Annotated in this window: 18 protein-coding genes; 4 read left to right on the top strand and 14 right to left on the bottom strand. The window is 65.2% G+C overall.

Going from position 1 to position 22,718, the window contains the following annotated elements; all coding sequences use genetic code 11:
• The 9 genes from AB839_RS21315 to AB839_RS19340 form a co-directional block, all read right to left on the bottom strand.
• A partial coding sequence (locus AB839_RS21315) for an ESPR-type extended signal peptide-containing protein (protein ID WP_275045212.1) occupies positions 1-910 on the bottom strand: 910 nt, incomplete at its 3' end.
• A gap of 60 nt (positions 911-970) precedes the next feature.
• The gene (locus tag AB839_RS19375; RefSeq protein ID WP_061480593.1) at positions 971-1,678 is read right to left on the bottom strand and encodes a pilus assembly protein; all 708 of its coding nucleotides are present in this window, start codon (positions 1,676-1,678) and stop codon (positions 971-973) included.
• An 18-nt stretch (positions 1,679-1,696) separates the two neighbouring features.
• Complete coding sequence (locus AB839_RS22095; protein WP_342668053.1) at positions 1,697-2,722, bottom strand: CfaE/CblD family pilus tip adhesin; 1,026 nt, start codon at positions 2,720-2,722, stop codon at positions 1,697-1,699.
• A gap of 116 nt (positions 2,723-2,838) precedes the next feature.
• A complete protein-coding gene (locus AB839_RS19365) occupies positions 2,839-5,571 on the bottom strand; it encodes a TcfC E-set like domain-containing protein (RefSeq protein ID WP_061480591.1) in 2,733 nt (910 codons plus the stop codon).
• 51 nt (positions 5,572-5,622) lie between these two features.
• A complete protein-coding gene (locus tag AB839_RS19360) occupies positions 5,623-6,132 on the bottom strand; it encodes a CS1 type fimbrial major subunit (protein ID WP_061480590.1) in 510 nt (169 codons plus the stop codon).
• 280 nt (positions 6,133-6,412) lie between these two features.
• A complete protein-coding gene (locus AB839_RS19355) occupies positions 6,413-6,775 on the bottom strand; it encodes a NirD/YgiW/YdeI family stress tolerance protein (RefSeq protein ID WP_061480589.1) in 363 nt (120 codons plus the stop codon).
• A gap of 319 nt (positions 6,776-7,094) precedes the next feature.
• Positions 7,095-8,372, bottom strand: coding sequence for a citrate synthase (locus AB839_RS19350; RefSeq protein WP_061480588.1), 1,278 nt, complete (start codon positions 8,370-8,372; stop codon positions 7,095-7,097).
• 296 nt (positions 8,373-8,668) lie between these two features.
• Complete coding sequence (locus AB839_RS19345) at positions 8,669-8,911, bottom strand: type B 50S ribosomal protein L31 (RefSeq protein ID WP_005410871.1); 243 nt, start codon at positions 8,909-8,911, stop codon at positions 8,669-8,671.
• 88 nt (positions 8,912-8,999) lie between these two features.
• On the bottom strand, positions 9,000-9,938 hold the full coding sequence (locus tag AB839_RS19340) for a nucleoside hydrolase (protein WP_061480587.1): 939 nt from the start codon (positions 9,936-9,938) through the stop codon (positions 9,000-9,002).
• 226 nt (positions 9,939-10,164) lie between these two features.
• Here AB839_RS19340 and AB839_RS19335 point away from each other — a divergent pair, with 226 nt between their 5' ends.
• Positions 10,165-11,493 (top strand): Fic family protein, encoded by a 1,329-nt coding sequence (locus AB839_RS19335; RefSeq protein ID WP_061480586.1) that lies wholly within the window; start codon positions 10,165-10,167, stop codon positions 11,491-11,493.
• A gap of 173 nt (positions 11,494-11,666) precedes the next feature.
• On the opposite strand, the gene recG is transcribed toward AB839_RS19335, so the two are convergent.
• The 5 genes from recG to gmk all read right to left on the bottom strand — a co-directional run bounded on the left by recG (position 11,667) and on the right by gmk (position 17,713).
• Complete coding sequence (gene recG, locus AB839_RS19330) at positions 11,667-13,778, bottom strand: ATP-dependent DNA helicase RecG (protein ID WP_061480585.1); 2,112 nt, start codon at positions 13,776-13,778, stop codon at positions 11,667-11,669.
• Positions 13,779-13,785: 7 nt separating this feature from the next.
• Entirely contained in the window at positions 13,786-14,172 is a 387-nt protein-coding gene (locus AB839_RS19325) for a RidA family protein (protein ID WP_005418954.1), read from the bottom strand.
• Positions 14,173-14,368: 196 nt separating this feature from the next.
• Positions 14,369-16,531, bottom strand: coding sequence for a bifunctional (p)ppGpp synthetase/guanosine-3',5'-bis(diphosphate) 3'-pyrophosphohydrolase (locus AB839_RS19320; RefSeq protein WP_005410876.1), 2,163 nt, complete (start codon positions 16,529-16,531; stop codon positions 14,369-14,371).
• Between the two features lie 106 nt (positions 16,532-16,637).
• Entirely contained in the window at positions 16,638-16,937 is a 300-nt protein-coding gene (gene rpoZ, locus AB839_RS19315) for a DNA-directed RNA polymerase subunit omega (protein WP_005410877.1), read from the bottom strand.
• A 110-nt stretch (positions 16,938-17,047) separates the two neighbouring features.
• A complete protein-coding gene (gene gmk, locus AB839_RS19310) occupies positions 17,048-17,713 on the bottom strand; it encodes a guanylate kinase (protein ID WP_061480584.1) in 666 nt (221 codons plus the stop codon).
• Between the two features lie 290 nt (positions 17,714-18,003).
• On the opposite strand from gmk, the gene fdnG reads away from it, so the two are divergent.
• The 3 genes from fdnG to AB839_RS19290 are packed head-to-tail and all read left to right on the top strand — an operon-like array spanning position 18,004 to position 22,644.
• Complete coding sequence (gene fdnG / locus AB839_RS19300) at positions 18,004-21,072, top strand: formate dehydrogenase-N subunit alpha (RefSeq protein WP_156476696.1); 3,069 nt, start codon at positions 18,004-18,006, stop codon at positions 21,070-21,072.
• Between the two features lie 10 nt (positions 21,073-21,082).
• Positions 21,083-22,000, top strand: a complete 918-nt coding sequence (gene fdxH, locus AB839_RS19295) for a formate dehydrogenase subunit beta (RefSeq protein ID WP_061480582.1) — start codon at positions 21,083-21,085, stop codon at positions 21,998-22,000.
• Positions 21,997-22,644 carry a formate dehydrogenase subunit gamma gene (locus AB839_RS19290; RefSeq protein WP_061480581.1) on the top strand — a complete coding sequence of 216 codons (648 nt, stop codon included), beginning with the start codon at positions 21,997-21,999 and terminating at the stop codon, positions 22,642-22,644. Before fdxH ends, AB839_RS19290 begins: the two co-directional genes overlap by 4 nt.
• Positions 22,645-22,718: the final 74 nt, after the last annotated feature.

Raw genomic sequence — 22,718 nt, 5'->3', positions numbered from 1 at the left:
TGCGGTTGGCGCTGGCACTGTTGCGCACGTCCAGGACGGTACCACTGTTGGATGCGCCCAGACGGACATTCCCCGAGGCAGACGTCTCGCCCAGGAGACGCGAAAGCGTGTTGGCCTTTGTCAGTGCACTGTCGGCATTGGTCTTGGCCGAGTCCGCGACGGAGCGCGCGGCCGTGACATTGTTGTTGGTGGCGTTCAGCTGTCTGCCCGTAACAGCGTCCGAACTGGCGCTGTTAAGACGTGCGTCCTGTACGTTCACGATTCGTCGCTTGTTATCGACACTACCCACCGAAACGGAGTTCAGCTCGGTTGCCCGCGAATTTGCTCCCAGCGCGACAGCGTTGGCGGCGGAAGCGAGCGCACCACTCCCAAGCGCAACCGCATCGGCGGCAATTGATCGTGCTGCATTTCCGAAGGACGCCGCTCCAAGGTAATGGGCTTCAGCCTTTGCACCAACAGCCACATTGTGATCGCCGTTTGTTTTAGCTTCATATCCAATAGCAACGCTATCGTACCCAAGCGCCTGGGCATACGCTCCGACTGCGACATCCTGCTTGGCTGAGTAAGCGCTGTACCCGACTGAGACACTGCCGGTGTCGGGGATATAGGCGTTATACCCCAGCACTGCATAACCAGAACCCGTTGCGCCCAATAGACCGGCGCCACCACTGAACAACGATGGCAAGCACGCTCCCTCGAACTCATCGAAGTTCTGGTCACAGAACGGATACGTGGCTGCCTGTGCAGTACCCGTGGCAATCATCGCAGCTATCAGCGAATGCACCGCCGCAGACCTCATCGAGGGGCGCCTTCTCACGCCGCTGACAGTCTTGGATGATGCCGCGAACTCGCTGGCCACGACCCAGCATTGCTTGGCGTGACTCCAGATGCGGCGGTAGATGTGGTTCATGTTTCTCTCCTTAACAGGACAAGGGAAATGAAGCCCCGCGCTGACGCGGGGCCATGAAGGTCAGGCGCTCGGCGCCAGGGTCGTTACGTGATCGCGATAGCCGTCGTTCGACAGGCGGTACTGCAGTTGCAGCGTGCTGCCGGGCTGGAGCTGGACCGGCAGGGTCAGCGCGGCGTCGGGGTAGAGGCTCTTCGACAGCTCAAGCGGTGTGCACACGCCACTGGCATTGCACTCGGATGCACCGGTAATGCCGACACGCAGCGTTCCGGTGTTGCGCAGGGTGTCACCCTGCAGCTGCAGGTCCACGCTGCCCTTGGTCGGCACCACGTTCACCAGTGCCCCCCAGACCAGGCTGACGCCGACATTGGCCTGCGCGGTCTGTTCAGCGTCTTCCAGAGGGGCTTCATCCGGGCCTTTGACACCCTCGAAGTAGATGCGGTACGCCGCCTCCTTTTCCACGGACTGCAGCGGAATCACCCGGATCAGGCGATTGCCACCACCGCTGAGTGCGAACTTGCCGGGCGTGATGGCAATCGCCGCGTCGGCGGCTTCTACTTCGATCTCTTCCTCATCCAGCTGTGCCGGGTTGGTGATGCGCAACAGCCGTGCCTGCACGTACTGCGGCTGGGTGGATTGCGAGTACACGCGGATCTGCGTGCCGTGCCTGGCATCCACCGCTGCACGCATCGGATAGATGGACAGGTTGGCCTGTGCCGGCTGGGCCAGCAGCGCGCTCAACGGCAACAGGCAGAACAGCAGTTTTTTCATGATGAGCCTCCGTGGGGATCAGGGTTTGGCGGTCGGCACGCGCAGCTCTACCGTCAGCTCGCCCTCATAGATACCGGGGCGCTGGCTGGCGATGGGGGTGGGCGGTGTCTCCAGCGTCAGCGGCGTGGGCACGCAGTACACGGGCTGGCTGATGCCCGGCAGCAGCACCATGCGCAGCTGAGCGCTGTCGATGCCGCGCAGCAGCTGTTCTTCGCCGTGTTTCATGGCCAGCTCGTTGCCGCCGTAACTCAGCCGAACGTGGTAGTCGAGGCGCTGGGTGTCATCACTGCCACCGTCCTGGTGCCAGACCGCGAAGTCACGCCCGGGTGGCGGACGCGGCCCGCTGTCGCGCACGGTGACACCGAGGAATTCGCTCTGCGAGCCCACGCCGTCGTACAGGCACATGTCCACCTCCTTGCGCCCGGCGACGACCTTGCGGATGGGGTCGTAGCGCAGGTCCATGTTGACCAGCGGTGCAATGCCATCGAAGCCGGGGAAGTAGATCGAGATCGCGTCGTAGTCGGTGACGGTGAAGTCGAAGTTGAAGGTGGCTGCGGCGACCGGTGGTGCGGCGGGGTCGGCTTTGATGTGCAGGCGCATCGTGGCCTTCCAATGGCCTGCGACGAGTCGCGAAATTTCGCGTTGAGGCAGGATCATCTCGACGCCGGTTCCAAGCGGGTCATCTGCACCTCCCCCTACACCGCATCGAAACCAAAATGCTGATTCCAAGGGGCGCACCCGGTCATGCCAGAAGTCACCAGTGCATATCCGTCCTGACATGACTCTCCGCATGCTTCCAATTGCACGGACTTCCGCAATCAGCCCGGTCCGGCGCTCTGCAAGACGCAACACAACTTCAGATGTTCCGGATGCAAGGGAGGGCTCGCCTTCTGTTGGGCACCGCCCAAACTCACTATCAGAAGCAGACCCACAAACCACATGGATCTGCCCATACTTCAGCGCGAGGTCGTGGCTGAACCCCAGCACCGTCCGTGGCGCCCAAAGCTCCACATCACCCGGCACCGCCGAGCGATCCCACGACATCACGATGTCCCGGCTCTGATCCGCCGGGTGCGTTTCCGGCGGCCACTGCGCCCACGCCCTAGGCACCAGCACCACCAGCGCACACACCAGCATCAACACCAACAACACACGCCGGTTCATGGCGTTCCTCCTGCAGCAGCGGTCTGGGGCGTGGCGGCAATCAATGCGCGTTCCTGCAGCAGGCGGGTCACCCGGGCCTGCTGGCGGATCTCTGCCGGCAGCTGGGCCACGGCCAGCGGCTCGCAGTGCACGGCGCCGACCAGCAGCACCACCTGGCGGCGCTCGCGCACCTGCAGCGGGCAATGCAGCAGGCGGTCGTCCTGCAGCAGGTACAGCGTTGTTTCGCGACGCGGGAAATCGGCAACGAAGCTGCCGTTGGCGCTGGTGCCGGGCACCGGCGCATTGAGGATGCGGGCGCCGCCCAGCGGCGCGCCGCCAAGGTCCTTGGCGCTGCCGATGAAGGTGTAGGTCACTTCGATCGGCACCGGCATGCGCATCAGCTTGCCGGGGGTGAGGAACATCGGCCGTGCACCGCCCACGCCGGTCACGCGGATGGCGGCGATGCTGTCCAGCGTGCTGGCATCCTGAACTTCAGCGCGCTGCGACTGATAGGCCTGCAGCGGCAGCAGCCGTCGCTCGCCGATCTGCAAACGCTGTCGGCGTAGCCCGCCCACCTGCAGTTCGGCAGCCACCCCGCGCAGGTCGATGTCGTCGGAGCCGGCCACCTGCACGGCCAGGCCCGCGTCAGCGCCGTTGCTTCCGCTCCAGTAGAAGCCGCGCTTGCCCAGTGCAAAACCGGAGCTGTGCATACCGCTGTAGGCGGTTTCGCTGCGGCCGCGCTGCTGGTAGTGCGCAAGGGTGGCGCCGCTCTGGCCCAGGCTGTTCTGCAGCTGGCCGCTGAGCGTGGCGCTGTAGCGATTGCTGTTGTTGCCGCGCAGTTCGGCAGACACCTCGCGGTACTGTGCGTCCAGCTCCTGGCGCAGACTCTGGCCAATGCTGTACGTGACATCCGGACGCTGATGCTGTGGCTGGCGCACGTCCACGCTGTAGCGGCGCTGGCCGCTGCCGGCGGTGCCGCGCAGAAGACGCGTGAGGCTCAGATTGAAATAGATACCGCGGTCGCGCTGGTCGCTGCCGCGCAGGCTGTCCGTGCTGCGTTGCTGCCACACGCCCACCCGGGTCGATACGTTGAAATCCTGCCAGCGGCGGCTGCGGTTGAAGCTGGCCTGCCAGGTGCGGCTGAGCTGCGGCTCGCGACGCGGCTGCCACGGCGCCGGTGGCGGCAGCAGCGGGTCGAGCCCGGCCAGCGGATCGTCTTCCAGGCCTGGCAGGGTGCGCCCGGCGCGCCAGGTCTGGCGCCGCGTAAAGCCCACATGGGCACTGCCACCGGCCACCGGCAGCGCCATCGAGGCGCTGAGCGAATTGATGCAGCCCAGCTGGTCGCGCGCATCGGCCTCGAACTGGCAGGCCTTGCCGCGCATGCGCTGCCGGTAGATGTTCCAGGACGCGGTGCGACGGTAGGAGAGCTGGTGCTGCTGGCCGGTACTGCCATCGTTGCCGCGCATGCCACCGAAACTGGCGCGCAGTTCCTGGGTGGCATACAGGCGGCGCAGGTCCACGCGCAGTTCGCCATAGCGGAAGCCGCCCAGGTCGGCGGCACCGGCCACCATCGCCACGTCGCGGCCCAGTGGCACGCGCATGCCGGCCACGGCCACGCGCTCGCCATCGAAGCGGTCACTGCGGCGCTCGTTGCGCTTGCCACCCTGCACGAACCATTGCCACTGGCTGTTGGTCCAGTCGCCGCCCTTGTCGAACGGCGCGTCTTCGGTACGCACCAGCACGCCGTCTTCGTAGATGCGCAGGGTGACGTTGTAGTTGCCGAACGGGAAGGTGCGGGTATCGATCTGGTTGATGCCGGCCTGCAGGTAAGAGGTCTGCAGCAGGCGCGTGCCGTCGTAGGCATCCACGCGCGCGTCGCGGGCCAGCAGCACGGTCAACGGCGTGGCCTGCACGGCGGCATCGGCATCCACATAGGCCTGGGTGGTGCCCACGCGCACGCCCTGGAAGCGGTCCAGCGGCAGCATGCTGAAACTGAAGGTGCCGCCCTGCGGACTGGACAGGTTGCGGCGGTCCATGCGCCCGGCCTGCAGGTAGTGCGCCTGCCCCAGGTCATGGCGGTAATAGACGTTGTCGAACTGGAACGCGCTGTCGCTGCTGCGGCTGCGGTAGCGCTGCTGATTGAAGTTCCATTCGGCAAAGGCGTGCCCGCGATCGAACAGGCCCAGCACGCCGGTGCCACGCGCGGACAGCGCTTGGTAATCGCGGCTGCCACTGACATTGATCACCTGCTGGTGCAGGAAAGCGTTCTCGGCATTGGCGCTGACGGTGTGGAAACGTTCTGCGGCTGGCTCGCCGGGAATCCACTGGCGGGCAACGAACAGGCGCACCGCGCCCTCGCCTTCGTCGTACAGCGCGCGCACGGCAGCGGGGTCCTCCGGTGGGTCGAGATAGCCGCAACCGGCCGTGGCGCCACCGAAGCGGCAGGCCAGGTGGCTGTTGCGCGGCATCGGTTGCGACAACGCAGGCAGCAGCACGGCCTGCGCCTCGGCTGACAGATCGAGCGACTGCAACACCTGCCCGGGCGCTTCCAGCTGCACGTGTTCCAGGGTCACGCGTACCGGCGACAGCCCGGCCGAGCGGCCGAACAGCTGGATGTCGAGTTGTTCGGTCTGGCCTTCAACCAGATCCTCGAAACCGGGCGGGACGCCGCGCGCCGCCACCAGCGGCGTTGCCAGCGCCAAGGCGAGCGCGACCGCCAGCCGGGTAACGGCGGGGGCATGTGGGGTCATGGGAGTACCGCTGGAGAAGCGGCCGGCCCGGCGTGCGGGCCGGCGCGGGGATTACGGCGTGGTGGCCTTCTGGTTCAGCACGATGTTGACGATGCCGGTGTAGGCGCCCTTGGTGGTGATCGGCGCCGGGGTGGTCTGGGCAATGGTCAGCGGCATCGAAATCGAAGCACCGGGGGTGGAGCCGGCGCCGGTGAACAGATCGGCAGCCTTGAATTCGATCGGGCTCTCCGTCAGTGCGCGGCGGTTGAGGCTGACGGTCATCGGCACGGTGACCTTGCCGTCACCGTTGACCAGCGCGAAGGCACCGCCGATCTTGGCTTCGATATCGGCCTTCTCATCGTTGGAGTGGATGCGCACATGCTGGGTGCTCGGCACAAGGCCGCGCAGCGGATCGTGGGTCAGGGTGACGGCGTCCGGCAGTGCGCTGCCGTCATCACGCAGCAGGGCCAAGGTCGGGTCGACGTCGGCGTAGACGGAGATCTTGGTTTCAACAGCGTGCGCGGACAGCGAAGCGGTAGCCAGCGCTGCAGCGAGCGCGGCCTTCTTGAGAATGGCGTGCATGGTTGTCTCTCTCGGACAAGGGGGAATTTGAAAGCTCCCCTCCCCAAGGAGAAAAGGGAGGGAAGCGCCGCCCGCGGGGATGGGTGCGGGCGACGGAGAGAATGTTAGAAATCCATTGCCATGCAGGCCATTCAAGGATTCCTAAAACGTTGAACGTTAAGGAGAATTCTTGAATTCGCTCAATGTTTGAGGGTTATGCAATTTCCCTCATCGGTTCAATGCAACAAACCTCATTGCATTGAATTTGTAGAGCCGAGCCGATGCTCGGCTGCCGTTCGCTTCAACCTGCCGGCACGACGGTGACGTGATCAACATCGATGTCGGTCGGCTTGAAGCGATGCGTGTCGACCTTGCCACGCAGTTCGACCACGGTGTCGGCGCCGATGGCCTGCGGCGGCAGATCTTCGTCATCGATCTCAACGTCGATCTGGCCGCTGGCATCACGGAACTGGTAGCGCTCGTCACCGATCTTGGCGATGAGGGTGCCGCGCAGCACCACCGGATGGTCATCACGTTGCGCGCGTGCGTCGGCGACAGTACTGGCAGCGGCCCCTGCCCCCGGCCCGGTGTACTGCGCGACGGCCTGCGGGCTCAGCAGGGCCAGCGGCGTGGCGATGAAAGCGATGGCGATCAGTCGGTTCATGGCGTTCTCCATACAGGGATGAGTACGCACAGGTTCTATCGCCTTCGATGTGATCCCCATGCAATAGATCCGAAAAGACATGAAAGCGACATTCATTATCAGAGCGCGTTCAGACCCGGAAGCGGGCTCTTGTAGAGCCGAGCCACGCTCGGCTGCGCGGTGTGGACGGGCGCCAGCCGAGCATGGGCTCGGCTCTACAGCGACCATCCGGGAATCGTGCGGACCAGCGGTCCGCACCCACCCTCCGTCGAACACGATCAGGGCACAAAAAAAACGCCCCGCGGATGCGGGGCGTTCTCGGCACAACCTCCGCGGGCGATCAGCCCTGGTAGTCGCGCACGTCGCTGCCGGTGTAGACCTGGCGCGGACGGCCGATCTTCATTTCCGGATCGACCTGCTGTTCCAGCCAATGCGACACCCAGCCGGAAGTACGGCCCAGGGCGAACATGACGGTGAACATTTCGGTCGGGATCTGCAGCGCCTTGTAGATGATGCCGCTGTAGAAATCGACGTTCGGGTACAGCTTGCGGGCGACGAAGTACTCGTCCTGCAGCGCAGCCTGTTCCAGCTTCACGGCCACGTCCAGCAGCGGATCCTGCACGCCCAGCTGCTTGAGCACCTTGCTGGTCATCTCACCGATGACCTTGGCGCGCGGGTCGAAGTTCTTGTAGACGCGGTGGCCGAAGCCCATCAGGCGGAAGCCGGAAGTCTTGTCCTTGGCCTTGACCACGGCGGACTCGACGTTGTCGGCGCTGCCGATCTCTTCGAGCATCTTCAGCACGGCTTCGTTGGCACCGCCGTGGGCCGGACCCCACAGCGCGGTGACGCCCGCAGCGACCGACGCGTACGGGTTGGCACCGGTCGAGCCGACCAGGCGCACGGTCGAGGTCGAGGCGTTCTGCTCGTGGTCGGCATGCAGGATGAACAGCAGGTCCAGTGCCTTGACCACGTCCGGGTTCAGGTCGTACTGGCCGTCAGCCGACTCGAAGGTCTGCTTCAGGAAGCGGCTGACGTAGTCCAGCGAAGTGTCCGGCTTGTTGGCCGGCAGGCCCTTGCCATGGCGGTAGATCAGCGCCGACAGGGTCGGCACCTTGGCGATCAGGCGCACGGCGGCCTTGCGGCGCTGCTCGGCGTCGGACAGGTCCAGCGAGTCGTGGTAGATGGCCGACAGCTGCGCGATCGCGGCCGCCAGGATCGCCATCGGGTGGGCATCCTTGGCAAAGCTGCCGATCAGGGTGTTGATCGACTCGTCGACGTTGGCTTCGGCGGTCAGCTCATCGGTGAAGGCCTTCAGCTGCTCGGCGCTCGGGCGCTCGCCGTTGATCAGCAGGTAGGCCACTTCGACGTAGCTCGACTTTTCCGACAGCTGCTCGATCGGGTAGCCGCGATACAGCAGCACGCCCTTGTCGCCGTCGATGTAAGTGATGGCGGACTTGCAGCTGGCCGTCGCGGTGAAGCCGGAATCGTAGGTGAAGAACCCCGTTTCCTTGGTCAGCTTCGCGATGTCGACGCAGTCGTTGCCAAGGGTGGGTTTGATGACGGGCAGAACGACCGACTTGTCGCCGGCGTTGAGCGTGACCTGATCAAGATCGGACACTGTGTGCGCTCCTTCATGGGAAGGCGCCTGCCCAAGCGCATTGGTCAGGCACGTGAATGACGTCCTCGGCCTGTGCCGGGGATCATGTCATTATCGCACAGCAGCATTTGTCGGGTGCTAGACGGAAGTCGTATACGACAGGCGGCCAGACACCGGCCGTTGAGCGGCCCGGATCGGCAAAAGCGTTGTCACACGAACGCAGTGTTCCGTCCATCCAAACGCCCGTTGGGTTGGCGTTGGGGAAAAACAAACGGCCGCGCAGAGCGCGGCCGTCGGTTCGAAGCTGGATCGACAGATCAGCGCGCGTAGCGCTTCTGGAACTTGTCGATACGGCCCGAGGTGTCGATGACCTTGTGCTTGCCCGTGTAGAACGGATGCGAAGCCGAGGAAATTTCAACCTTGACCAGCGGGTATTCGTTGCCGTCTTCCCACTGGATGGTTTCCTTCGTCGCCATGGTGGAGCGGGTCAGGATCTTGAAATCGGAGGTGACGTCATGGAAGACGACGTCGCGGTAGTTCGGATGGATATCGGCCTTCATGGGCTCACACCGTAAATGGGCTGGTGGTCAAGAGCGGCATTATAAGCACCGGTTGCCGTTCGGGGCAACCGGTGGCCGGCAACGGACGTCAGTCCGCGCCCAGGGCCTGGCGCACCAGGGCCTCGAAACGCCCCTGGTCGTAGGCCATCAGCAGATCGCAGTTGTCCGGCTGGCCGGTCTGGCGGTTCCAGTCGACGATGGTGGCGCCGCGGCTGAACGTGCCATTCAGCTCGACGTTCAGCGGCCGCGACTCGACCTGCAGCTGCCCTTCCGGGTTCAGCGCCCAGGCCATGGCCACCGCATCGGCGGTGTACCAGCGACCGCCCTTGGCATCTTCCGACAGCGCGCGGGTCTTGCGCGAGATCAGTTCGTAGAAGCGGGCGCGATCGGAATCGGCCTGCAGCCATTTCTCGGCGTCCTCCAGCGGCAGGCCGTGAGCAACGGTCGCCTCCCAGTCCGACACCAGCAGGTGCTTGAACGAGGTGAACACCACGTGCGCGGCTTCCGGATCGAACGCAATGTTGAATTCGGCTGCCGGGGTGATGTTGCCGTGGCAGGTAACCGCACCGCCCATCACCACGATGCGCTTGATGCGCTGGGGCAGGGTCGGGTCCAGCTTCAGTGCCAGCGCCAGATTGGTCAGCGGGCCCAACATCACCAGCATCAGTTCGCCGGCGTGTTCGTGCGACAGGCGCAGGATGGCCAGGGCAGCGTGCTCGGCCTCGGCCTGGCGGCTCGGCGGCGGCAGGTCCACGTCGCCGTAGCCATCACGGCCATGCACGTGGGCAGCGTCAACGGAGGGGTGCAGCAGCGGATCCGGGCTGCCGGCAAACACCGGCACGTCGGGGCGGCCGACGATGTCACAGAGCTTGAGGGCGTTGCGGACGGTGTACTGCAGGCCGACATTGCCGGCGGCGATGGTCAGGGCGACCACGTCGTGCCGTTCATCGGCAAAGGCCATCAGCAGGGCCAGGGCGTCGTCCACACCGGGGTCGGTGTCGATCAACAGGGGGATCTTGTGGGTCATCGTTGCCGTCTTCAGATCGGCAACGAAGTGTGGACCGGGATGATGACCGTTGCAATACCGCACTATCCCAACGGCATAAGGTGTCGGGGAGAGCGTGGGCTCCCTTGCCCGCCACTAACGGCCCCGCCCGACTCTTTCACAAAAATGAACAGATTTGATTGGGCACGCTTGGAGCGCTCAACATCACCTGCTATAAAAAGTAATACATATTTTATAGAAATCCGCCATGAAGCTGCCCATGCCAGCTCCCGATCTGGCAACCCTCACCCGGAAGTACATTGAGACCCTCGGTACCATACTGGACGCCCGGATTGGGCCAGAGGTGAACGGCGCCTATGAGCACTGGGACAAGGTGCGCCACAGAGCGCCACCGGCAGGCCTGAACGCGGAGCAGTGGTGGCTGGGTATCACGTGGACGCGCGCAGCATTGCTGAAGCCGCTGCCGCTGTTGCTGGACAAGACGCAGCAACCCTTCAAGCTCGCACTTACCGATTCAATGCAGCGGCACCTGCACTACATTGACCGGGAGGCCGCAGGCTCGGTGAAGGGTGTGGATGCTGCCAGCGGCCAAGGACGGTTCATGATCCGGTCGCTGATCGAGGAAGCGATGACCTCATCGCAGTTGGAGGGCGCCTCGACCACGCGGGCCGTGGCAAAGGAAATGTTGAGCACGGGCCGCGCGCCGCGCGACCAGTCCGAGCGCATGATCTACAACAACTACGTGGCAATGAACGTGATCCGCGAGCGCGGCATACGCCCGATCACTCCCGGCGAGATTCTGGAACTGCACAGCATCCTCACCGACGGCACGCTGGAGCTGCCAACCGACAGCGGGCGTTTCAGAACCGCCGAAGACAACGTCGCGATCTTCGACCGCGGCTCACCGCCTACGCTTCTGCACACCCCTCCTCCGGCCGAGGAAGTGCCTGCACGGATTGAGCGGCTGTGCACGTTCATCAATGAAGAAAGCACACCGTTCGTGCATCCCGTCGCCAAAGCCATCGCACTACATTTCCAGATTGGCTATGACCATCCTTTCGTGGATGGAAATGGCCGTACGGCGCGCGCACTGTTCTACTGGGCAATGATGAATGCCGGGTACTGGATGACCGAGTACTTCTCCATTTCCAGCGTGCTGAAGAAGTCTCCAGGCAAGTACATGCGGGCCTACCTGTACACCGAAAGTGACAACCGGGATCTTGGCTACTTCGTTGCGCAACAACTGGAGGCCATTGAGCAATCGATCCAGGGACTGCATGCCTACATCGCCAGGAAGCATGCAGAGGATCAAGCGGCGCGACGTATGTTGCGAACCGCCCCGCTTGGCGGTATGCAGCTCAATCACCGTCAGCGCGCGTTGCTGGCCAACGCGCTGAAAGATCCTGACCGGACCTACACCGTCGCCAGCCACCAGGCGGCACACACCATTACCTATCCGACCGCATTGAAGGATCTGAATGGATTGGTGGCTGCCGGACTTGTCAGCAAAGAGCGCGTCGGGAAGGCTTCCGAGTATCTCGTGCTTCCCGGCCTTTCGGAACGCTTGGTGTTGTAGATCCACGCCATACGTGGATGACGGGAGAATGATCGAAAGCGCCGTCTGTAGAGACGAGCCATGCTCGACTCCCGCGCGCAGCGCGAACAGCAGCCGAGCGCGGGCTCGGCTCTACAGTAGATCCACGCCATGCGTGGATGTGTGGACCAAGGTCCACACCCACCAAGGCGGCATTATGCCGAGGCGTAACGCACAGCGGTGCCGATCCACCGTGCAACCACGCGGTCGGCCAGCGCGGGCTGCTGGTCCAGCAGGCGCTCGGCCAATTCATGCACGCCGGGCAGCAGGCCGGCGTCGCGGGCCAGGTCGGCAATGCGGAAACCGGCCAGGCCGGTCTGGCGCGTGCCCAGCAGTTCGCCGGGGCCACGCAGTTCCAGATCCTTCTCGGCGATGACGAAACCATCGTTGGTCTCGCGCATGGTCTGCAGGCGCTCGCGCGCCATCTGCGAGAGCGGGGCCTGGTACAGCAGCACGCAGCGCGATACCGCCGAACCACGACCCACGCGGCCACGCAACTGGTGCAGCTGGGCCAGGCCGAGGCGCTCGGCGTTCTCGATCACCATCAGCGAGGCGTTCGGTACGTCCACGCCCACTTCGATCACGGTGGTCGCCACCAGCAGGTCGATCTCGCCGGCCTTGAACGCCACCATCGTCGCAAGCTTCTCGGCGGCCTTGAGGCGGCCATGCACCAGCCCGACGCGAACACCGGGCAGCAGCGCCTGCAGTGATTCGTAGGTGGCCTGCGCCGGGGTGGCATCCAGCTCTTCGCTTTCCTCGATGAGCGTACACACCCAGTACACCTGCCGCCCTTCCTGGCAGGCCAGCGCAATGCGCTCGATCAGCTCCGGGCGACGGTCATTGTTCAGTGCGACGGTCTGCACCGGCGTGCGGCCCGGCGGCAGTTCGTCGATGGCCGACACGTCCAGGTCTGCGTACTCGGACATCGCCAGCGTGCGCGGAATCGGCGTGGCGGTCATCACCAGCTGGTGCGGCACGCTGTTGCCGCCCGCGCCCTTGTCGCGCAGGGCCAAGCGCTGGTGCACGCCGAAGCGGTGCTGCTCGTCGACGATGGCCAGCGCCAGGTCCTGGAACACCACCGCCTCCTGCATCAGCGCGTGGGTACCGACCACCACCTGCGCTTCGCCGTTGGCGACCTGCTCCATCACCTTGGCACGTGCCTTGCCGGTGACCTTGCCGGCCAGCCACGCGATGCGCACACCGAGCGGTTCCAGCCAGCCGCGCAGATTGTTGAGGTGCTGCTCGGCCAGCAGTTCGGTGGGTGCGGCCAACGCAACCTGCTTGCCCTGCTCCACCGCCAGCATGGCGGCCAGCGCGGCCACCACCGTCTTGCCGGAGCCGACGTCGCCCTGCACCAGCCGCAGCATCGGGCTGGGCCGCGCGAGGTCTTCACGGATCTGCTTGAACACGCGTGCCTGCGCCCCGGTCAGCGCGAACGGCAGCTGCTTCAGCAGCGCCTTGGCCAGCTTGCCAGGACCGGCCAGCGGCGGCGCATGGTGTGCCTGCAAGGCAATGCGCTGGCGACGCAGGCTGAGGTGATGGGCCAGCAGTTCTTCCATCGCCAGGCGACGCTGCGCCGGGTGGGTACCAGCCGCCAACGCGGCCAGATCGGCATCCGGCGGTGGCCGGTGCACGGTCAGCAGCGCGCTGCGCAGCGAAGGTAGGCCCAGGCCATCGAGCCAACCGCTGGGCAGCAGTTCCAGCGTGCTTTCCTCGGGCAGGCGGTCCAGCGCCTGGCCGATCAGCTTGCGCATGGTCATCGGGCCGACGCCTTCGACGGTGGGATACACCGGGTCGAGGCGGTCGCCGAGTTCGGGATCGTCGTTGCGGCCCAGCACCTGGTAGCTGGGATGGACGATTTCCAGGCCGAGGTGGCCGGGCTTGGGCGTGCCGAAGCAGCGCAGCCGGGTGCCGACCGCGAACTGCCCGACCTGCTGCTGGCGGAAGTGGAAAAAGCGCAGCACCAGGGTGCCCTGCCCTTCGTCCTCCACCGCCACTTTCAGCATCGGCCGGTAGCGCATGCCGCGCTCGACCGCGACCACCCGCCCTTCCACCTGCGCCGGCACGCCGTTGCGCAGGTCTTCGATGCGGGTCAGCCGGGTCCGGTCTTCATAGCGCAGCGGCAGATGAAGCCAGAGATCCTGCAGGGTGGCCAGGCCACGCGCCTGCAGTTTGGCGGCCACGGCCGGACCGACGCCGGCGAGCATCGCCAGGGATGCTTCGCCGGACGGTGACAGGACCGGGGTGACCGCCGCCTTGCGTGCCACGTGGCGGTCAGTCGATGACCATCACCGCGTCGACCTCGAAGCTGGCGCCCTTCGGCAGGCCGGAGACTTCGATGGTGGAACGGGCCGGGTACGGGGCCTGGAAGTAGTCCTGCATGACCGCGTTGACCTTGGCGAACTCGCCCAGGTCGGTCAGGTACAGGCCCAGGCGCACGACCTTGTCCAGCGAACCACCTGCGGCTTCGGCCACGGCCTTGAGGTTGTCGAAGGCGCGGCGGGCCTGTGCTTCGACGTCACCGGCGCCGACGATGTCGCCGGTAGCCGGGTCGAGCGGGATCTGGCCGGAGAAGTACACGGTGTTGCCGGCGCGCACGGCCTGCGAGTACGGGCCGATGGCGGCGGGGGCCTTTTCGGTGTTGATGATCTGGCGGGACATGGGTCGCTCCGGTGCTTGGGGGAAAACAGAGCGGTGATTGTACCGGCTGGGGGTGCATCCACGCATGGCGTGGATCTACCGCAGTCCGGGCATGTGATGCGCCGCCTGTAGAGCCGAGCCCATGCTCGGCTGCTTCAGGCAAGAGCAGCCGAGCATGGGCTCGGCTCTACAAAAACCATCCACGCATGGGGTGGGGTTATTGGCGGCGTACCGATTGCACGACCGACAGGCGGCGCAGGCGGCGCATCACTTCTGCCAGGTGGTTGCGGTCGCGCACCTGGATGTTGAACGCCAGCACGGCGGCGTTGAAGTCGCGGTCCAGGTAGTCCACGCGCTCGATGTTGGAATGGCTCTGTGCGATGGCGGCGGCCAGCTGCGCCAGCACGCCGGTGCCGTTCTCCACTTCCACCACCAGCGAGGTGTCGTAGTCGCCGGAGACGGTGGTGTCCCAGCCGATCGGCACCCAGCGCTCGGGCGACTTGCGCAGCTCGGCCAGGTTCGGGCAGTCCATGCGGTGCACCACGATGCCCTTGCCGGCGGTGTGGTAGCCCATGATCTCGTCGCCGGGTATCGGCTGGCAGCAGCCGGCGAAGGTGACCACGCCGCGTTCGCTGCCGTTGATCAGGATCTTCTCCTGCGAATGGTGACGCGAATGCGGGCCGCCACGCAGTTCGGCGTAGGCCATCAGCGCCTGTGCGGCCTGGGTCGGCATCCAGTTGCCCAGTGCGACCTCGGCCAGCAGCGCTTCCAGGCGCGGGAAGCGGTGTTCGGCCAGGAACGCGTCCAGGCGGCCTTTCGGCAGGCGCTCCAGCGACGAATCCATCGCTTCCAGCGCGCGGTCGAGCATGCGGTGGCCGAGCTGCACGGCGTCTTCGTGCTCCAGCTGCTTGAGCTGGTGGCGGATGGCGGTGCGCGCCTTGCTGGTCACCACGAATTCCAGCCACTGCGGTTTCGGCGTGGCCGAGCGAGCGGTGATGATCTCCACCGACTGCCCCGACACCAGCTTGGTGCGCAGTGGCACCAGTTTCTTGTCCACGCGCGAGGCCACCGCCATGTTGCCCACGTCGGTATGCACGGCGTAGGCGAAATCAAGCGCGGTGGAGTTGCGCGGCAGCGCCAGGATCTTGCCCTTCGGGGTGAACAGGTAGACCTCGTCCGGGAACAGGTCGACCTTGACGTTGTCGAGGAACTCCAGCGAGGAACCGGCGGCGCGCTGCGAGTCGATCAGCTCGACGATCCAGGCGTGGGCACGGCTCTGCGCGCTGTTGGGCGAGTCACCACCGAACTTGTAGGTCCAGTGCGCGGCCACGCCGCGTTCGGCGATCAGGTCCATTTCCTCGGTACGGATCTGCACTTCGATCGGCGAGCCATACGGCCCGAACAGCACCGTGTGCAGTGACTGGTAACCGTTGGCCTTGGGAATGGCGATGAAATCGCGGAAGCGCCCATCCAGCGGCTTGAAGGTGGCGTGCACCGAACCCAGCGCGTGGTAGCAGCTGGGCACGCTGCGCACGACCAGGCGGAAGCCGAACACATCCATCACCTGGTCGAAGGATTTGTTCTCGTCGCGCATCTTGTTGTAGATGCTCCACGGGGTCTTGATGCGGCTGATCAGCCGATGCTCGATCCCCTCCTTGGCCAGGCGCTGCGACAGCTGCACTTCCACCTGCGCCATCGCTTCGCGGCGCACCACCGGCTGGCTGCGGATGTGTTTTTCGATGATGGCGTGGCGCCATGGGTAGAGCGCCTTGAACCCCAGGTTCTGCAGCTCGCTCTTGACCAGGCTCATGCCCAGGCGCTGGGCGATGGGCGCGTAGATCTCCAGCGTCTCGCGGGCGATGCGGCCGCGCGCTTCGCGGCTCTGCGCGCCCAGCGTGCGCATGTTGTGCAGGCGGTCGGCCAGCTTGATCATGATCACGCGCAGGTCGCGCGACATCGCCAGCAGCATCTTGCGGAAGCTCTCGGCGGCCGCTTCCTGGCGGTCGCGGAACTTCAGCTTGTCCAGCTTGGTAACGCCGTCGACCAGTTCGGCCACGGCTTCGCCGAACTCGGCGGCCAGCGCCTCGCGGGTCAGCGGGGTGTCTTCGATGGTGTCGTGCAGGATCGCGGCGATCAGCGCTTCCACGTCCAGGCCGAGCTCGGCCAGCACCTGGGCCACGGCCACCGGATGGGTGATATAGGGCTCGCCCGACTTGCGCGTCTGCCCAGCGTGCGCGGAGGCTCCGACTTCCCAGGCACGGCGCAACAGCGGCAGCTGTTCCGGCGGCAGGTAATGGGCGGCGCGTTCAAGCTGGAGGACATAGTCGGGTACGGCGGCAGCGGGGGCTGCGGCGACCTTGGCAGTGGGGCCTGGGTTCATGCCCGAAGCCTATTCCAGCGCGACGTTTACGGCAAATCCTGAATGCGAAACAGCCCGCACGGGGCGGGCTGTTCGGTGTATCCAACGATTACGTTGATCGATGCGATCAATCGTCGTTCTTGGACATGTCTTCGTCGGCGACCACTTCGGCGGCAGCCCACTCCAGCGCTTCGCGCTCGGCGCGCTCACGCTCGGCCTTCTCGACTTCGTCGATCAGGGCGTTGTCGATCTTGCGGGCGGCGATTTCGCGCAGCGCCAGCACGGTCGGCTTGTCCTCGGTCTCGCTGTTGTCCAGCGTGGCCTGCACGCCGTTGGCGAGCTGGCGGGCACGCTTGGACGCCATCATGACCAGTTCGAAACGGTTGTTAACGACTTCCAGGCAATCTTCTACGGTGATGCGGGCCATACGGGCTCCCGGCGACCGGTCGGCCGCTCAGTCGAATGAGGGAAAGGGGACGGAGTGTACTGGCAGGGGCTGGACAAAATCAAGCCAACCCCTACCCGATTCTTTTGGAATCAGTCAGTTGCACCCGGATCGGGGGTCAGCAGCGCCTGGATCAGGCCGGCGTGGCGGACCTTCTGGGCCTCCCGGCGCAGGCGGCTGGCAGTGAAGATGGCGCACAGCTCGTCCACGGCAGTGTCGAATACCTCGTTGACGATGACGTAGTCGAACTCGTTGAAGTGCAGCATTTCATCGCGGGCTGCCCCCAGCCGCTGGGCGATGACCGCTTCGCTGTCCTGGCCGCGCTTGCGCATGCGGTCCTGCAAGGCCTGCTTGGACGGCGGCAGGATGAACACGGTGACCGTGCCCGGCACCAGCTGGCGCACCTGCTGCGCGCCCTGCCAATCGATCTCCAGCAGCACGTCCTGGCCGGCGGCCAGCTGCGGTTCCACCGACTGCCGGGCCGTGCCCTTCCAGTCGCCGTGCACCCAGGCGTGTTCGAAGAAGTCGCCGGCGGCGATCATCTGCTCGAACTTCTCGGCACTGACGAAGTGGTAGTGCTGGCCGTTCACCTCACCGGGGCGCATCGCGCGCGAGGTGAAGGAGATCGACAGGGCGATCTGCGGGTCACGCGCCAGGGTGGCATTGACGATGCTGCTCTTGCCGGCGCCGGACGGGGCGGCCACGATGTACAGCGTGCCGCGCGTAACGGCGTCCGACGGCTTCGACGGGGCGCTCATGCGCGGAACCCAATTGGTTGATTTCGCAAAATTTTTCCTCGGTGTTCCAGGTCCGGCGCGGAGGATCGCGCCAGGACGGCGGGGGCTGCGCGGAACATCCTGGAACCAGGCCCGGCAGACGCTTCCCCAGGGGGCGGGCACGCAACTTTACCAGAGCAGGCCCTTTCCGGGCCCGTCCGGCAGGCGCCGCGCCTTGTGCCACATGGGCATCCGGAGGCCTGTGCTATAACCGGCCCGTACCCAACGACAGCCCGGAGGCCTGCGCCTCCCCGCCATCCCAGGAGAACGGCATGCCATCGATGAGCCGCCGCCAGTTCCTGAAAGTGACCGGGACAACCCTGGTCGGCTCCAGCCTGGCACTGATGGGCTTCGCGCCCGGCATCGCGCTCGCGGAGGTCAGGCAATACAAGCTGACCCGCGCGACCGAGACCCGCAACACCTGTACCTACTGTTCGGTGGCCTGCGGCATCCTGATGTACAGCCTCGGCGATGGCGCCAAGAACGCCGAGCCGAGCATCTTCCACATCGAGGGCGACCCGGACCATCCGGTCAACCGCGGCACGCTGTGCCCGAAGGGTGCCGGCCTGGCCGACATCATCCACAGCAAGTCGCGCCTGCTCTACCCCGAGTACCGCGCGCCGGGCTCGAACGAGTGGAAGCGGCTGAGCTGGGACGATGCGCTGGACCGCATCGCGCGGCTGATGAAGGAAGACCGCGATGCCAACTTCGTGCAGAAGAACGAAGCCGGGCAGACGGTCAACCGCTGGCTGACCACCGGCATGCTGGCGGCCTCGGCCACCAGCAATGAAACCGCGGTACTGACCCACAAGGTCGTCCGCTCCCTTGGCATGCTGGCATTCGACAACCAGGCACGTGTCTGACACGGCCCGACGGTGGCAGGTCTTGCCCCGACGCTAGGCCGTGGTGCGATGACGAATCACTGGGTCGACATCAAGAATGCCGACCTGATCCTGATCATGGGTGGCAATGCCGCCGAGGCGCATCCGTGCGGGTTCAAATGGGTGACCGAGGCCAAGGCGCACAACAAGGCCCGGCTGATCGTGGTCGATCCGCGCTTCAACCGCTCGGCCGCGGTGGCCGATGTGTACGCGCCGATCCGCACCGGTACCGACATCGTGTTCCTGGGCGGCCTGATCAACTACCTGCTGACCGAGGACCGCATCCAGCACGAGTACGTGCTGAACTACACCGACATGTCGTTCCTGGTGATGGACGAGTTCGCCTTCAAGGACGGCCTGTATTCGGGCTACAACGAAGAGAAGCGCAGCTACGACCGTTCCAGCTGGGACTACGCCTACGGTGACGATGGCTTCGTGCGCAGCGACCCGACGCTGAAGGACCCGCGCTGCGTCTACAACCTGCTGAAACAACACTACGCGCGTTACACCGTGGAGATGGTCGAGCGCATCTGCGGCACGCCGGCCGACAGCATCCGCCAGGTGTGGGACATGATCGCGTCCACCGCCGGCAAGGACAAGGCGATGACCATCCTGTACGCGCTGGGCTGGACGCAGCACTCGATCGGCGCGCAGAACGTGCGTGCCGGCACCATGGTGCAGCTGCTGCTGGGCAACATCGGCGTGGCCGGTGGTGGCATGAACGCGCTGCGCGGGCACTCCAACATCCAGGGCCTGACCGACATCGGCCTGATGTCCGACCTGCTGCCCGGCTACCTGACGCTGCCGAAACAGGATGAGCAGGACTACAACGCGTACATCGCCAAGCGCACGCAGAAGCCCCTGCGCGCCAACCAGATGTCGTTCTGGCAGAACTACCCGAAGTTCCACGTCAGCCTGATGAAATCGTGGTGGGGCGATGCCGCCACCGCCGACAACAACTGGTGCTTCGATTACCTGCCCAAGCTCGACAAGCCGTACGACATGCTGCAGGCGTACGAGCTGATGAACGAGGGCAAGATCCATGGCTACATCTGCCAGGGCTTCAACCCACTGGCTTCGGCGCCGAACAAGGGCAAGCTGATCAGCGCGTTCTCCAAGCTGAAGTTCATGGTCAGCATGGATCCGCTGGAAACCGAGACCATCGCCTTCTGGCAGAACCACGGCGCACTGAACGACGTCGACCCGAGCACGATCCAAACCGAAGTGTTCCGCCTGCCCACCACCTCCTTCGCCGAGGAGAACGGCGCGGTGGTCAATTCATCGCGCTGGCTGCAGTGGCACTGGAAGGGGGCCAACCCGCCGGGCGAAGCGCGCAGCGACATCGAGATCATGTCCGAGCTGTTCCATCGCATCAAAGCGATGTACGAGAAGGATGGCGGTGCGTGGTGGGAGCCGGTGCGCGACCTGGCCTGGAAGTACGCCAACCCGGAGCTGCCGACGCCGGAAGAACTGGCGATGGAATACAACGGCAAGGCGCTCGTGGACGTGTTCGATCCGAAGGATCCGACCAGGCTGGTGCGCAAGGCCGGCGAGCAGCTGGCGACGTTCGGCGACCTGCGCGACGACGGCAGCACCGCCTCCGGCTGCTGGATCTACATCGGCGCCTGGGGCCCGAGCGGCAACATGATGGCGCGGCGTGACAACAGTGACCCGACCGGCATCGGCAACACCCTGGGCTGGGCCTGGGCGTGGCCGGCCAACCGCCGCGTGATGTACAACCGCGCCTCGTGCGACGTGGCCGGCCAGCCCTTCGATCCGCGCCGCACGCTGCTGGCCTGGAACGGCAAGAACTGGGGCAACGTGGACGTGCCGGACTTCAAGGCCGACGAAGATCCCGCCGACGGGATGGGCCCGTTCATCATGAACCCGGAAGGCATCGCCCGCTTCTTCGCCAAGGCCGGCATGGCCGAGGGACCGTTCCCGGAGCACTACGAGCCCTTTGATACGCCGCTGCGCAGCAACCCGCTCAGCCCCGGCCAGGCGCTGACACTGAACAACCCGGCGGCACGCGTGTTCGCCAGCGACCGTGCACAGATCGGTTCGCCGGACGAGTTCCCGCATGTGGCCACCACCTACCGCCTGACCGAGCATTTCCACTTCTGGACCAAGCACGGCAAGTTGAACGCCATCATCCAGCCCGAGCAGTTCGTCGAGATCGGCGCGGCATTGGCCGACGAGCTGGGCATCACCAACGGCAGCCGCGTTCGCGTGAGTTCCAAGCGTGGCCATATCGAAGCCGTTGCGATGGTGACCAAGCGGATCAAGGCCCTGCAGATCGATGGAAAGACCGTGCACCAGGTGGGCGTGCCGATCCACTGGGGCTTCCTCGGTGCGGCCAAGCCCGGATATATCGCCAATACGCTGACCAATGCCATCGGTGACGGCAACTCGCAGACGCCCGAATCGAAGTGCATCCTGGTCAAGGTCGAGAAGGTGTAGGAGAAACGCCATGTCACTGCAATCGCTGGACATCATCCGCCGCTCGGCCACCACCACGCCCTCACCGGAGGCGCGCGGTGCGCACACCGGCCAGGTCGCCAAGCTGATCGATGTGAGCAAGTGCATCGGCTGCAAGGCCTGCCAGGTCGCCTGCATGGAGTGGAACGACCTGCGCGACGAAGTGGGCAGCTGCGTTGGCAGCTATGACAACCCGCCCGATCTGAGCGAACAGTCGTGGACGGTGATGAAGTTCCGCGAGTACGAGGACGAAAAGGGCAAGCTGGAGTGGCTGATCCGCAAGGAGGGCTGCATGCACTGCAGCGACCCGGGCTGCCTGAAGGCCTGCCCGTCGCCCGGCGCGATCATCCAGTATGCCAACGGCATCGTCGACTTCCAGGAAGAGAACTGCATCGGCTGCGGCTACTGCGTGACCGGCTGCCCGTTCGACGTACCGCGCATCTCCAAGAAGGACCACAAGGCCTACAAGTGCACGCTGTGTTCGGACCGGGTGGCGGTCGGTCAGGAGCCGGCATGCGTGAAGACCTGCCCGACCGGGGCGATCACCTTCGGCAGCAAACAGGCGATGACCGAGCATGCCGCCGGTCGCGTGGAAGACCTGAAATCGCGCGGCTACGAGAATGCCGGCCTGTACGACCCGCAGGGCGTCGGCGGTACCCATGTGATGTACGTGCTGCAGCACGTGGACAAGCCCGAGCTGTACGCCGACCTGCCCAAGGACCCCCGCATCAGCCCGATGGTGGAAGTCTGGAAGGGCGTGGCCAAGCCGCTGGGCGTGCTGGCGATCGCTGCCACCGCTTTCGCCGGCTTCCTGCACTACATCGGCATCGGCCGCAACACGGTCAACGACGAGGAAGAAGAAGAAGCCGAGCACGAGGCGAAGAGGATCGAAGAGGAGCAGCGGCCATGAAGTACGCCCCGCACCCGCGGCAGATCGTCCGCTACCGCGCGCCGACCCGCATCAATCACTGGATCGTGGCGATCTGCTTCGTGCTGACCGCGCTGTCCGGGCTGGCGTTGTTCCACCCTGCCCTGTTCCCGTTGACCCAGCTGTTCGGTGGCGGCCCGTGGACGCGCATCCTGCATCCGTTCATCGGCCTGGCCATGGTGGTGGGCTTTGCGCTGCTGGCGTTGCGCATGTGGCGCGACAATCTACCGACCGCCGATGACCGCGCGTGGATGCGCGGCATGCGCGATGTGCTGCGCAACGAGGATGAAAAGCTGCCACCGGTCGGTCGCTTCAATGCCGGCCAGAAGCTGCTGTTCTGGGCCATCATCGGCTGCCTGTCAGCACTGCTGCTGACCGGCTTCGTGATCTGGCGGCAGTATTTCAGTCATTTCTTCCCGATCGGAGTGATCCGCTTCTCGGTGCTGGCCCATGCGCTGTTCGGCTGGGTGCTGGTCTGCGCGATCGTGGTGCACATCTATGCGGCGCTCTGGATCAAGGGATCGGTGCGGGCGATGACCCAGGGCAAGGTGACCTATGGGTGGGCGTACAAGCACCACCGCCAGTGGTTCCGCGACATCCTGCGCGGGCGCCGGGAACAGGGGTAGCGGCAGGGCCTGCGGCCCTGCACCCGCTTCAAGCCAAGGCAACAGCAACAGCGGCTATCCGTGGGATGGCGGGG

Origin of the sequence: Stenotrophomonas sp. DDT-1 (assembly GCF_001580555.1) — a bacterium.
Lineage (GTDB): Bacteria > Pseudomonadota > Gammaproteobacteria > Xanthomonadales > Xanthomonadaceae > Stenotrophomonas > Stenotrophomonas sepilia.
Note: the sequence above shows the minus strand (reverse complement) of the source record. Positions and strands in the feature narration are given on the sequence as shown.